Consider the following 13,151-nt stretch of genomic DNA (forward strand, 5'->3'; position numbering starts at 1 on the left):
GCGCCTTTTTTATGGAGTTATCACCATGAAAATACTGCAAATCGCCGTGGGGATCATTCTTGATCCGCAAAAGAGGATCTTTATCACGCAACGTGCTGCGGATGCACACATGGCAAACAAATGGGAATTTCCGGGCGGAAAAATTGAGCAGGGCGAATCCCCTGTTCAGGCGGTCATTCGTGAACTTGATGAAGAGGTGGGGATCCGTGCGCAATCTCCCCGACTGTTTGACACGCTGGAATACCAGTTCCCCGATCGTCATATTACGTTGTGGTTCTATCTCGTCGAACAGTGGGAAGGTGAGCCGTGGGGAAAAGAGGGGCAACCGGGAAGCTGGGTCGAGCTGGCCGCTCTTGATGCCGGGAAGTTTCCTCCCGCAAACGAACCCGTTATCACAAAACTACGCCAGTTAGCGCAAGATATTTGAGGCTGAGGCCGTGCGAGAGCGCTTATCCCGCACGGGTTTCACTTAGCGTTGTTCTTCACTCCAGTCGTCACTGTCCGTGAGATCCCCTGAACTTGGGATGCGTTTCTCTTCTGCTGCCCATTCGCCAAGATCGATCAACTGGCAGCGTTTCGAGCAAAAAGGACGATAAGGGCTGGATTCGTTCCAGACCACGGACTTGCCACAGTTGGGGCAATTAACATGCATAATTTCTGACATAGTAACTCCTTAACAACAGGCCAGTTCGAAATCCAGTCGTTCTGGCACGACGCCGTTTTCACTGTCGAGCGGTAAGAACCGGATAGCAAAGCGGCTCTTATGACCTGAGATTTGCGGATAAAGCTGAACGGCAAGGGGGAGTTGCAGGCGTAGCAGGTCTGCATCTTCGCCATTATCCTGGTAAAAACCATTCAGGCTGGTTTGTTTACGAAACTCAGCTGAGTTGCGAACCAGATCCAGGATCAGCGACAGCGTGTGGACAAGAGGTGCAAGACTTTCAAGCCATATATTGACCTGCGCATCACGGTGGGCCTGCGGCATATGCAACCAGACATGTAGCGTGGGCAGATCGAAGCTACAGCAGCCTCCGGGAATGCTCAGGCGCTGGCGAACCAGACCAATCAACCTGTCTTCACGCATAAGCTGACCGACTCGTGGGGCGCTCATGAGCATACTGCCCGTCTCTTTCAGCTGCTGGCGCAGGGCGTCAATCCGGCTTAAATCAACGCCCGGAACTTCTATCCAGGCTTTTAATTTTCGTTGATGGCGCTCAAGTTCTTTCAGTAATTCAGTGCGAATATCGCCACGTTCAAACACATCCAGCAACTCACCGGCGTTACGGAAAAAATGTAGCGCATCGGCATGGTCGACAAGAGGAAGGCGAACGGTCAGTTGTTGTAGTAAAAACTCGATACGCAGCCAGGTACGCATTTTTTCATTTAAAGGGTGTTCAAAAAGTACGTGGGTCTGCATTAGGGGGTTTCCTGTGATACGACCTGCGATGCGTAGCCCAGATAGGCTGCATGCAGGCGGGCAACATCTGATTCAATAGCCTCTGGTGCGCCATTATTGTCAATGACATCGTCTGCAACCGCAAGGCGCGCTTCCCGGGTGGCTTGCGCAGCAAGAATTCGCTCCGCATGTTCCCGACTGACGCCATCGCGCTGCATCGTTCGTAAAATCTGCGTTTCTGTCGAAACGTCAATAACCAGCACCCGATCGGCTTTATCCTGCAAGTGGTTTTCAACCAGTAAAGGGACCACCCAAAGCACATAAGGGGAGGTAGCAGCGGCAAGCTGTTGTTGGGTTTGCCGATGAATCAGCGGATGCAAAAGTGCGTTTAACCAGGTTTTATCGGACGGTGAAGCGAATACCCGATCGCGAAGTGCGCGTCGGTTTAGCGAGGCATCCTCATTGAGGATTTCAGAACCGAAATGGTCAACGATGGCCGCTAATGCCGCTGTTCCCGGCTCTACAACCTGCCGGGCGATAACATCGGCATCCACAACAACAATCCCCTGTCTGGAAAAGGCATCTGCCACTGTACTCTTGCCGCTACCAATACCGCCGGTTAATGCAACCGTATAACTCATAGCGCTTGTTCTCAAAAAATGTCAGTCCTGAAGATAAACCGGATATTTTTGACGCGTCCCGATCAGCATTACGACTGTTAAAAAACGAGCGAAGCGTGAAAAATGAAAAATACATTTCCATGCTGAATCAACAGGATGTAATTCGAACGATTCGTTTACGCGTAAATGCCAAATAAAGGATCTATTCAACAGATAAATTTATAGGATTGTAGCGTAAAAAAAGAGAATTTCGCAGTCTTGCGGAGTCCTTATTAGTGCGTATGATAGCGTCACTGGAGTTGTGTGTTTGCAGGTCTGCGTTGTTCGCCATTAACCCCAGGAATCCGAAATGCGTATTGAAGAAGATCTGAAATTAGGTTTTAAAGACGTACTTATCCGCCCTAAACGTTCTACCCTCAAAAGCCGTTCCGATGTTGAGCTGGAGCGCGAATTCACCTTTAAGCATTCAGGGATGCGCTGGACTGGCGTACCGGTTATTGCAGCTAACATGGACACCGTCGGTACTTTTGCGATGGCAAAAGCGTTAGCGTCATTTGATATCCTGACCGCTGTCCACAAGCATTACTCTGTAGAAGACTGGAAACGCTTCGTTCAGGGCGAAACCGAATCCGTGCTGCGCCATGTTATGGTTTCTACCGGCACCTCTGATACAGATTTTGAAAAGACCAAACAGATCCTTGCTCTGCACCCGCAGCTAAACTTTGTATGTATTGATGTTGCGAATGGTTATTCCGAACACTTCGTACAGTTCGTTGCGAAAGCCCGTGAAGCCTGGCCTGACAAAACCATCTGCGCAGGGAATGTTGTTACTGGCGAAATGTGTGAAGAGCTGATTCTCTCCGGTGCTGATATTGTCAAAGTGGGTATTGGCCCAGGCTCTGTGTGTACCACGCGTGTGAAAACGGGGGTTGGCTATCCTCAGCTTTCTGCTGTCATTGAGTGTGCCGACGCTGCTCACGGTCTGGGTGGCCAGATTGTCAGTGATGGCGGCTGTACGGTGCCTGGTGATGTGGCCAAAGCCTTTGGCGGTGGTGCTGATTTCGTTATGCTCGGCGGCATGCTGGCCGGTCATGAAGAGAGTGGCGGCACCGTTGTTGATGAAAACGGCGAAAAATTCATGCTTTTCTATGGTATGAGCTCGGAGTCTGCCATGAACCGTCACGTCGGTGGCGTTGCCGGTTACCGCGCTGCGGAAGGCAAAACGGTAAAACTGGTTCTGCGTGGCCCGGTAGAGAATACGGCACGTGATATTCTGGGTGGTCTGCGTTCTGCCTGTACCTATGTCGGGGCTTCCCGTCTTAAAGAGCTGACCAAGCGCACGACCTTTATTCGCGTTCAGGAGCAGGAAAACCGCGTTTTCAACAGTCTCTGATTGTCCTCAGGCGCAGCATGCTGCGCCTGCTTCATCCCACGCCGCTCATCGCATCGCCCAGATGAAAAATGGGCAGATACATCGCCACAACCAGTGTGCCGATGATGATACCGGTCACCACCAGTAACAATGGTTCAAGCAACGACGCCAGATTGTCTGCCTGATGTGAGGTCTGCTCACTATGATGATGTGCAAGATTTTGCAGCATGGTATCCAGTGCGCCTGAAGCTTCGCCGGTTCTCACCAGTTGAATACAGAGCGGTGTAAACATGCCGCTGGTTGCAAGCGCTGTCGAAATAGCCTGCCCCTGCACGATCTCCTGGTGTATCGCCGTCATTTTTTCCTGCCACCACGGACAGTTCAGGGTATTTGCCACGCTTTCCAGACCCTGCAAAAAGGCAATGCCTGAGCGCTGAGTGAGCGCCAGCACCGTAAAGATCTGACTTAATCTTTGCCCCCGAACTAACTGCCCCAACTGCGGACAGGCAAGCAAAACGCGCTGTCGATAACGCTGCCACCCCCGATGGCGCCGTAACCCGGCCAGCATGCCCGCACCCATTAGCGTCAACAACAGCAGTGGGATACTGCACTGTTGCATGAGAGAAGCCAGGGCGATAACGCCGCGCGTCAAGGCGGGAAGAGGAGTATTGAAGGTTTGATAGATAGTGGCAAACTCCGGCAGAACCAGATACACCATTGCCAGCACGACCATGAACGCCAGGGTAAGGATAATCAGCGGATAACGCAGGGCTTTTTTTACTTTTCTGGCAAGCAAAAGTTGAGCTTTTTGTTGATCCGCAAGCTTAAAACAACACTCGTCCAGGTTTCCCGTTAACTCGCCCGTGTTCACCATCGCCAGGTAAAGCGGAGGAAAAACATCGGGCCACTGCGCCAGAGCAGTAGAAAAGGGTTCACCCATCTCCAGTTTTGCCGCCAGGGTATGCAACAGTGCCTGCCATTGTACAGCTGGCTGCTGATTTGCCAGTAACCGTAGGCTTTCGGGCAGGGTCAAGCCGGCCTGTAAAAGCGTGGCCAGCTGACGCATGATTTCGCAGCTATGCTCGCCTCGCCATAACCGTGCACGTACCGACTGGCGCTTGAGCGAGAGCAGATGAATGTGCTGCTCGAGCAAGGCAAGCATTACGTCCTGACGTTGTGCCTCCCAGCTTGTTCCCTGAACGAGTTCTCCTTCGGCATTAAGTCCCGACCAGTGCCAGAGTGCTTTAGTGGTCATCAGGCATCCCCAGAACACGCACCAGTTCTTCGAAACTGGTTAATCCCGCTTCAACGGCCTGGCACCCATTCTGAAAGAGCGTTGTCATTCCAGCCTGCCGGGACAATGTCTCAATGTCAGCCGCCGCCATGCCGCTGGCGATGGCATGACGCAGTACGTTATCCACTTCCAGTATTTCAAATAATGCAAGACGACCATAAAAACCGTGATAACAGCGATCGCAACCGGACGCCTGCCAGTGTGGTAACGGTCGGGGCCAGAGAGAAGGGGGCAGATGGGTGCTGTCCGCCGCCCGCTGGCGGCAGTGAGGGCATAATTTACGTACCAGTCGCTGGGCAATCACCAGCGACAGTGCTGAGGAGATCATCCAGCGCGCGACGCCCATTTGCTGGATGCGTACCAGCGTTTCGGTCGTCGAATTCGTATGCAGGGTTGAGAGTACCAGATGGCCGGTTTGCGCTGCTTTGATGGCGATTTCTGCCGTTTCACCGTCGCGGATCTCGCCGATCATAATAATATCGGGGTACTGGCGGAGTAGCGCTCTGAGTACCGTCTGAAAGGTCAGGCCAGCACGCGGGTTAATTTGTGTCTGGTTCAGACCCGCAAGGGGAATTTCCACCGGGTCTTCCACGCTGCAGATATTAACCCCCGTTGTGTTACGGGCCTGTAAGGCGCTGTAGAGCGTTACGGTTTTACCGCTACCGGTTGGTCCGGTCACCAGCATCAACCCCTGCGGTTTATTCAGCACATCTTCAAATTGAGTCAGCTGCGGTTGCGTCATGCCAAGCTGAATAAGATCCAGCGACTGGCTAACCTGATGCAGCAGACGAAGCACCACTTTCTCGCCATAGCGACAGGGGAGCGTGGCGATACGGAATGACACCTCCTTTCCGGCAAGCACAACGCTGAACTGGCCATCCTGTGGCAAGCGGCGTTCAGCGATATCAAGATTACCCAGAACCTTCAGCCGGGCAGTCAGCATGCTGGCGATGGTGCTGGAGATGGGCGGCAGCGGGTGGAGCACGCCATCTACGCGTAAACGAATGCGGTAATGATGCTCACCGGGTTCGAAATGAATATCAGAGGCGCGTTGGGCTAAAGCCTGTTCAAGAGTCTGATTCAGTAAGGTCACTGCGGAACCGGTTTCTTCCGACGCGGCTACCGGCGTGACATCATTCGCCAACTGAAGATGGCTGTCCATCTGTTCTTGCGTCCAGCACTCAATATCCACACGTCGTTGGGTGGCAAACCGCAGGGCTTCCAGTAATTCCGTAGAGGGCTCTCCCACCACGGCAATGTTGAGCATGTGGGCATCGCTGGTCAGTAATATTGCCCGATGGCGCTTACATAAGGTGTGTAGTTTGTCCTGTTGCATAGCGCTCTCCTTACTGGCTATTGACACGAAAAACATCTTCACACGCCTGCTTAAGCGAGGGGGTGTCAGTGGTTTCGCAGGTACGGGACCAGCCGGACATACCCAGGCCACTGCTCCATTGAGGCGTCATCACCACCCGCAGGCCAGTAAGACTCTCCTGCCCGGTCAGCGTGATAATCCCTTTTGTCACCGTCATGGCGGAAACGTAACGGGTTGTCGCCGGGCCGGGGATGCCATTAGTGCCGCTGTTGCAACTGTCGACACCGCCATGATCCAACGCACACAGTTCAACCGCGGTCCGATAGGGGACAAAAGTCTGCAACATATCGGTCATGGCGGCTTTGCGCAGGTAGTTCTGATAGGCGGGAATACCGATGGCGCTCAGTATGGCGATAATGCCAATGACCACCATCAGTTCTATTAAGGTAAATCCGCGTTGTCTGTCCCTGTTCTGCTTCATAGTCTGCTCCTTGTGTTAGTGCAGGCTACTCTGGCAGCAGAAGCGTAAGCGAACGAGAAGGGAAAAAGAGTTCGTGGAAGGGGATTCCGTAGTTTTGAATGTTGTTACTGGCTGCTACAGAAAAATGACGGGACGCCTCGCAAAAACCCTCTCCGGAAAGGGAGAGGGTTACGTCGCGATTTAGCGAAAACGCATCGACAAATCCAGGGCTCGAACGTGTTTGGTCAGCGCCCCAACGGAAATAAAATCGACCCCGGTTTCGGCAAATTCACGCAGCGTTTCGAAGGTAACATTACCGGAGACCTCAAGCCTGGCCTGTCCGTTAGTACGTTTTACCGCTTCCCGCATCTGCTCAGTTTTAAAGTTGTCGAGCATGATGATATCGGCCCCTGCTTTTAGCGCATCGTCCAGCTCCTCAAGGGTTTCAACTTCAACTTCAACCGGCACGTCCGGGTGGAGCCAGAAGGCCTTCTCAACGGCCTGGCGTACCGAACCGGAAGCAATAATATGGTTTTCTTTAATTAAAAAGGCGTCAGACAGCCCAAGGCGGTGATTAGCCCCGCCGCCGCAAAGTACGGCATATTTCAGGGCAGAGCGCAGACCTGGCAGCGTTTTTCGCGTATCCAGCAGTTGGGTTTTTGTGCCCTCCAGCAGGGCGACATAACGGCTAACCTCGCTGGCAACGCCTGAAAGGGTCTGCACAAAATTAAGCGCAGTACGTTCGCCGGTCAGCAGTACGCGCGACGGTCCTTGCAACTCAAAGAGCGCCTGATCGGGCGTGACGGCATCACCATCTGCCACATGCCAGGTTATCTGCACGTCGTCGCCCGCAAGCTGAATGAAGACCTCTTCGACCCAGCGTTTCCCACAGAATACCCCCTCTTCACGGGTGATAATCACCGCATGGGATTGCGTATCTGCTGGCAACAATTGCGCGGTAATATCGTTACTGGCATCGACTTCCCCCCCCAGGTCTTCGCGCAGGGCTTGCGCGACGGCAGTGGGGATATCGAGCGCAATACGTTGTAAAAGCGCGTCACGTCGTTGATCGGGGTTATAGCGGCGAGGCGGCATGGTAACACTCCAAAAAAGGTAACGAATCATAAGGTTAGAGTGTGCCCTGTTATTAAGGATATGCTCAACTTACAGTGACAGGACAGCGTGCGAACATGCTACTCTAGAGCGTGTATGAGCACCATATATAAGGAGATCCTGCATGTTGTTAAATAAGGGCTGGCTGGAGGAGGCGCGGCGCGTGCCGTCCCCGCATTTCGATTGCCGCCCCGATGAGGTAACACCTTCGTTGCTGGTGGTGCACAATATCAGCCTGCCACCGGGAGAGTTTGGCGGGCCGTGGATTGATGCGTTGTTCACCGGTACGCTGGATCCCAGGGCTCACCCTTTTTTTGCACAGATCGCTCATCTGCGGGTTTCTGCACACTGCTTAATTCGCCGTGATGGTGAAATTGTTCAATATGTTCCTTTCGATAAACGCGCCTGGCACGCGGGGGTGTCGGTTTATCAGGGTCGCGAGCGTTGCAATGATTTTTCCATCGGTATTGAGCTTGAAGGCACTGATACCCTCGCTTATTCAGACGCGCAATATCAGCAACTGGCAAAAGTGACCCGCATGCTGAGTGAAATTTACCCTGAGATTGCCAGCAACCTAACCGGGCATAGCGACATTGCCCCTGTCCGTAAAACCGACCCCGGCCCGGCGTTTGACTGGCAGCGGTTTCGTGCGCTGGTGGTGGATAAATCAAATAAGGAGATGCCATGACATTGTTTACTATGCTGCTGGTGCTGATTGCTGAGCGGCTTTTTAAACTCGGTGAGCACTGGCACCTGGACCATCGCCTTGAGGCGCTCTTTTGCCGAGTTAAGCACTATTCGGTTACCCGTACGCTCCTGATGACCGCCTGCGCTATGCTGCTCACTTTCCTTGTTCTGCGCGCGCTGACAGGGCTCTTTTTCAATGTGCCGCTACTGGTGGTCTGGATCCTGCTCGGCCTGTTGTGTGTCGGGGCGGGGAAGGTACGATTGCACTATCATGCGTATCTGAAAGCGGCATCCCGTAACGACGAACATGCCCATAAGGCAATGGCGAGCGAACTGACGCTGATTCATGGCGTGCCGCCAGGTTGTAGCGAACGCGAATTCCTTCGTGAGCTACAAAATGCCTTATTGTGGATAAACTTCCGTTATTATCTCGCGCCTCTTTTCTGGTTTATTGTGGGGGGAGTATGGGCGCCAGTAACGCTGGTGGGGTACTGTTTCCTGCGGGCACTACAGTCATGGCTTGCGCGTTACAAGACACCCGGTGAGCGACAGCGTTCGGGCATTGATGCCATTCTGCATGTGCTGGACTGGATCCCGGTTCGCCTGGCGGGCGTGTTTTATGCGCTGATTGGTCATGGTGAAAAAGCGTTACCCGCCTGGTTTGCTTCTCTGGCAGACAGACACTCATCCCAGTACCAGGTGCTCACCCGACTTGCGCAGTTTTCGCTGGCGCGCGAACCCCATCTCGATAAGGTTGAGACGCCGAAAGCCGCCGTCTCAATGGCCAAGAAAACCTCTTTTGTTGTGGTTGTAGTAGTCGCGTTACTCACCATTTACGGCACGCTGATTTAACCGCGTGCCGTTATACGCTTCATAGGAAAGGCTGCACGGGCGTTGGCGGCGTCAGCGCCCCCCAGTCACAACGTTAGCCATGTTTCTGGGGGGAGGTACTGACTTCGCCTTCCTGCAAACAGAATTATGTAGAGTAAAACTTATTGCGTATCCGCAGGTGGGATGCCGAAATCAGGCATCCCGTTTTCCTGCCAGCGCACGAGCTTAAGACGCGTGTGACGATTGGGGTCATACAGCGGGTCGCCTTCAATTTCGGTGTAGTTGCGTGCGTGGTAAACCAGCACATCGTCACCGTTTTCCGTCTGCGTAAAGCTGTTGTGGCCAGGACCGTACTGCTGGTTTTCGTAACTGGTTTTGAACACCGGCTCTGGTGATTTATGCCAGTTAGCCGGGTTTTGCGGGTCGGCGCTGATATCAATCCATAGCAGCCCCATACAGTAGTTTTCATCGGTAGCACTGGCGGAATAGCTGATGAACAGCTTGTCGCCATGAAACAGTACGGCAGGCCCTTCGTTGACCAGAAAGCCTTTACACTCCCAGTCAAATTCCGGTTTGCTGAGCATCACCGGCTCGCCTTTCAGCGTCCAGGGATTCTCCATTTCTGCCAGATAGAGGTTTGAATTACCGGCAATATGCGGGGATTTTTGCGCCCATAAGTACCAACGTTTTCCCTGATGGACAAAGGTTGTGGCATCCAGGGCGAAGGTGTCGAAAGGGGTTTTTATCTGGCCTTTTTCTACCCAGTTCCCGCTTAACGGATCGGCGTCGGCACACTCCAGGGCAAACATGCGGTGCTGGAACATATTCAATGCATCCAGCGCTTGCGTCCAGGTGGCGGCAAAGTAGAGATACCATTTTCCATCGATATAATGCAGTTCAGGTGCCCAGATAAGTTCGCTCATCGGCCCGTTATCCGGTTTGCGCCACACGGTCACCCCTTCGGCTTCCCGTAGGCCTTCCAGTGACGTGGCCCGACGAAGTTCAAGCCGGTCATACTCCGGTACTGAGGCCACAAAATAGTAGTTACCCTCATGGCGCAGAATGTACGGATCGGCCCGCTGTTCTATAAAAGGATTTGGCCAGTTCATTATGCTTTCCTTACGTTTTCGCCTGCGGGTACCGCCTGAGCATCGCTCAGTTCGTGGTAATTCACACGGCGTTTTTCCAGATCTGCCTGGATGGTTTTCATCAGTTCACGATCGACTTTCAGCAGGCGAACCACGCCAGCCGTAATGAGGTAGCCCACGCCCGGAATGATGGTAAACAGCAGCATGATGCCATTAATGGCGCTCGGGCTTTGCGCTTTGGCACCCGCGTCATAACCGTACCAGGAGAGCAGGAAACCAACCATCGCGCCCGCAACCGCCAGCCCGACTTTCAGGAAGAAGAGGTTACCGGAGAAGCTGATGCCGGTGATGCGTTTGCCGGTTTTCCACTCGCCGTAGTCGTCAACATCCGCCATCAGCGACCAGTGAAGCGGTGATGGGATCTGATGCAGAATATTGAGCAGGAAGTAGAGCACCACAATCATCATGGTGGCTTTCGGGTCGAAGAAATAGAACGCGCAGGAGAAAATCGCCAGTGCGATATTGGTCCAGAAGAAGACTTTCAGTTTGCACCAGCGGTCGGTCAGCACTTTCGCCAGCATACTGCCGATCATCATACCCACCACGCCGAGGCTGATAAAAATCGTGGCAAAGTGGGTACTTTCGCCCATCACCCAGGTGACGTAATACATGGTGGCGGCCATACGAATAAAGCCCGGGCAAACGTTGCAGAGGGTAAGCAGCAAAATACGCACCCACTGGTCGTTCTTCCAGACGTCCTTCATATCTTTCTTCATGTCATCGTGGGTCGGCACGGCCGGACGAACACGCTCACGCACCGTGGCAAAGCAGAAGAGGAACATGCACATGCCGATAAATGCCAGTACCGTCATCGCCATTTGATAGCCTTTGGCTTTGTCCTCGCCACCGAACCATTCCGCCATCGGCAGCAGCGTCAATGACAACAGCAGGGTCGCAATACCCACCATCACGAAGCGGTAGGACTGACAGGCCACACGCTCTTTCGGATCGTTGGTGATGACACCGCCCAGCGAGCAGTAAGGGATATTGATGGCGGTATAGGTCAGAGAGAGCAGGAAGTAGGTGATGAAGGCATAGATAACTTTGCTATTGTAGGTCCAGTCAGGCGTGGTGAACATCAACACACTGAAGACCGCATAAGGGAGCGCTATCCATAAAAGCCAGGGACGGAAACGCCCGTATTTGCTTTGGGTTCGGTCGGCAAGCGCCCCCATGATGGGGTCGGTAACGGCATCAATGACGCGGATAGAGAGCAACAATACGCCGACCAGAGCCGGTGCCAGGCCGAAAATATCAGTATAGAAATAGTTAACAAACAACATGATGGCACCAAAGATGATGTTGCATCCGGCGTCGCCCATGCCATAGCCGATTTTCTCTTTGACAGACAGTTTAGTCGCGTCCATTAGCGATACTCCCAGTGAGATGTGGGAATAATTATTCGCCCCCTAAGAATAATTTGCGTTACAGGATGCGGGCAGAGACATGGACAAAACTGCTATGTAAAGCAAAGTGTGAGGAAGGTAACACCAGGAGAACCACCCTCTCCCGTAGGGGAGAGGGTAGGGGGCAATTAATTGGCTTTTGCCACTTTTGCCGTTTTCTGTTTGAACATGTAGCCAATACCCAGAATGACCAGCCAGACCGGGATGAGGTAGACCGAGATAGCCATACCTTCCGTCATCAGCATAATGACCAGCACTGCCGCCATGAAAATCAGGCAGATCCAGTTACCCAGTGGGTAGAACAGCGCCGGGAAGCGGGTAGTCACCCCCTGCTGCTGTTTTGCACGACGGAATTTCATGTGTGCGAGGCTAATCATCGCCCAGTTGATCACCAGTGCTGAAACCACCAGTGCCATCAGCAGACCGAAGGCAGATTCCGGTGCCATATAGTTAATTAACACACACAGAGCCGTAACCAGCGCAGACACGATAATGGTGTTGACCGGCACACCACGTTTATCCACGCTCAGCAGCGCCTTTGGTGCGTTACCTTGTTGTGCCAGGCCGAACAGCATGCGGCTGTTGCAGTAAACGCAGCTGTTATAAACCGAGAGCGCAGCCGTCAAAACGACGATGTTAAGTGCGTTCGCCACCAGCGTATCGCCCAGCTCGTGGAAGATCAGTACAAACGGGCTGGTATCGGCGGTGACACGCGTCCACGGCAGCAGAGAAAGCAGCACGGCCAGTGAGCCCACATAAAAAATCAGGATACGGTAGATAACCTGGTTGGTCGCTTTAGGAATGCTTTCATGCGGGTTATCGGCTTCAGCGGCGGTAATACCGACCAGCTCCAGGCCGCCGAAGGAGAACATGATGATAGCCATCATCATTACCAGCCCGGAAATACCATTCGGCAGGAAGCCACCTTGTTCCCACAGATTGCGCACGGTTGCCTGCGGACCCGCGTTGCCGCTGAACAGCAGCCAGCCGCCGAACAGGATCATGGCGACCACGGCGACCACTTTAATAATGGCGAACCAGAACTCCATCTCGCCAAAGACTTTTACGTTGGTAAGGTTGATGGCATTAATAGCGATAAAGAAGACGGCGGCTGATGCCCAGGTTGGGATTTCAGGCCACCAGAACTGGATATATTTCCCAACCGCAGTTAATTCCGCCATGGCCACCAGAACATACAGCACCCAGTAGTTCCAGCCAGAGGCGAAACCGGCAAACCCGCCCCAGTATTTGTAAGCAAAGTGGCTAAAAGAACCGGCGACCGGCTCCTCAACGACCATTTCACCCAACTGACGCATAATCAGAAAAGCAATAAAACCTGCAATGGCATAGCCGAGAATAATACCAGGGCCTGCCGCTTTGATAACTGACGCGCTGCCCAGAAACAGCCCCGTCCCGATAGCTCCACCCAGCGCGATAAGCTGTATATGGCGGTTCTTAAGGCCGCGCTTAAGCTGTTCGCTGTGCTGTTGACCTTCCATCATGAAACCT

General features: G+C 53.2%; 14 protein-coding genes. 4 read left to right on the plus strand and 10 right to left on the minus strand.

Annotated features, from left to right (window positions below):
* The first annotated feature begins 25 nt into the window (after positions 1-25).
* The gene (mutT, locus tag M1D91_RS03740; protein ID WP_437431189.1) at positions 26-427 is read left to right on the plus strand and encodes an 8-oxo-dGTP diphosphatase MutT; all 402 of its coding nucleotides are present in this window, start codon (positions 26-28) and stop codon (positions 425-427) included.
* Positions 428-469: 42 nt separating this feature from the next.
* On the opposite strand, the gene yacG is transcribed toward mutT, so the two are convergent.
* The 3 genes from yacG to coaE are packed head-to-tail and all read right to left on the minus strand — an operon-like array spanning position 470 to position 2,037.
* On the minus strand, positions 470-664 hold the full coding sequence (yacG, locus tag M1D91_RS03745; RefSeq protein ID WP_437431190.1) for a DNA gyrase inhibitor YacG: 195 nt from the start codon (positions 662-664) through the stop codon (positions 470-472).
* A 9-nt stretch (positions 665-673) separates the two neighbouring features.
* Positions 674-1,417 (minus strand): cell division protein ZapD, encoded by a 744-nt coding sequence (gene zapD / locus M1D91_RS03750; RefSeq protein ID WP_437431191.1) that lies wholly within the window; start codon positions 1,415-1,417, stop codon positions 674-676.
* Positions 1,417-2,037, minus strand: coding sequence for a dephospho-CoA kinase (gene coaE / locus M1D91_RS03755; RefSeq protein ID WP_437431192.1), 621 nt, complete (start codon positions 2,035-2,037; stop codon positions 1,417-1,419). Before coaE ends, zapD begins: the two co-directional genes overlap by 1 nt.
* A gap of 328 nt (positions 2,038-2,365) precedes the next feature.
* On the opposite strand from coaE, the gene M1D91_RS03760 reads away from it, so the two are divergent.
* Complete coding sequence (locus tag M1D91_RS03760) at positions 2,366-3,409, plus strand: GMP reductase (RefSeq protein WP_437431193.1); 1,044 nt, start codon at positions 2,366-2,368, stop codon at positions 3,407-3,409.
* A gap of 31 nt (positions 3,410-3,440) precedes the next feature.
* Here M1D91_RS03760 and hofC read toward each other — a convergent pair whose 3' ends face one another.
* From hofC to nadC, 4 genes are all read right to left on the minus strand, one after another.
* Positions 3,441-4,643 (minus strand): protein transport protein HofC, encoded by a 1,203-nt coding sequence (hofC, locus tag M1D91_RS03765; RefSeq protein WP_437431194.1) that lies wholly within the window; start codon positions 4,641-4,643, stop codon positions 3,441-3,443.
* Positions 4,633-6,018 (minus strand): type II secretion system protein GspE, encoded by a 1,386-nt coding sequence (gspE, locus tag M1D91_RS03770; protein ID WP_437431195.1) that lies wholly within the window; start codon positions 6,016-6,018, stop codon positions 4,633-4,635. The genes hofC and gspE overlap by 11 nt, the downstream gene beginning before the upstream one ends.
* Before the next feature lie 10 nt (positions 6,019-6,028).
* Positions 6,029-6,478 (minus strand): prepilin peptidase-dependent pilin, encoded by a 450-nt coding sequence (gene ppdD / locus M1D91_RS03775; protein WP_437431196.1) that lies wholly within the window; start codon positions 6,476-6,478, stop codon positions 6,029-6,031.
* 180 nt (positions 6,479-6,658) lie between these two features.
* Positions 6,659-7,552, minus strand: a complete 894-nt coding sequence (gene nadC / locus M1D91_RS03780) for a carboxylating nicotinate-nucleotide diphosphorylase (RefSeq protein WP_437431197.1) — start codon at positions 7,550-7,552, stop codon at positions 6,659-6,661.
* 142 nt (positions 7,553-7,694) lie between these two features.
* Between nadC and ampD the strand changes: the two genes are divergently transcribed.
* Positions 7,695-8,258 (plus strand): 1,6-anhydro-N-acetylmuramyl-L-alanine amidase AmpD, encoded by a 564-nt coding sequence (ampD, locus tag M1D91_RS03785; RefSeq protein WP_437431198.1) that lies wholly within the window; start codon positions 7,695-7,697, stop codon positions 8,256-8,258.
* Positions 8,255-9,109 carry a beta-lactamase regulator AmpE gene (ampE, locus tag M1D91_RS03790; protein ID WP_437431199.1) on the plus strand — a complete coding sequence of 285 codons (855 nt, stop codon included), beginning with the start codon at positions 8,255-8,257 and terminating at the stop codon, positions 9,107-9,109. The genes ampD and ampE overlap by 4 nt, the downstream gene beginning before the upstream one ends.
* A gap of 140 nt (positions 9,110-9,249) precedes the next feature.
* On the opposite strand, the gene M1D91_RS03795 is transcribed toward ampE, so the two are convergent.
* The 3 genes from M1D91_RS03795 to aroP all read right to left on the minus strand — a co-directional run bounded on the left by M1D91_RS03795 (position 9,250) and on the right by aroP (position 13,144).
* Positions 9,250-10,200, minus strand: a complete 951-nt coding sequence (locus M1D91_RS03795) for a glycoside hydrolase family 43 protein (protein WP_437431214.1) — start codon at positions 10,198-10,200, stop codon at positions 9,250-9,252.
* Positions 10,197-11,603 (minus strand): glycoside-pentoside-hexuronide (GPH):cation symporter, encoded by a 1,407-nt coding sequence (locus M1D91_RS03800; RefSeq protein ID WP_437431200.1) that lies wholly within the window; start codon positions 11,601-11,603, stop codon positions 10,197-10,199. Before M1D91_RS03800 ends, M1D91_RS03795 begins: the two co-directional genes overlap by 4 nt.
* A gap of 167 nt (positions 11,604-11,770) precedes the next feature.
* Entirely contained in the window at positions 11,771-13,144 is a 1,374-nt protein-coding gene (gene aroP / locus M1D91_RS03805) for an aromatic amino acid transporter AroP (RefSeq protein ID WP_437431201.1), read from the minus strand.
* Positions 13,145-13,151 lie beyond the last annotated feature (7 nt).

The sequence above is a fragment of the Enterobacter sp. SA197 genome (assembly GCF_054131575.1).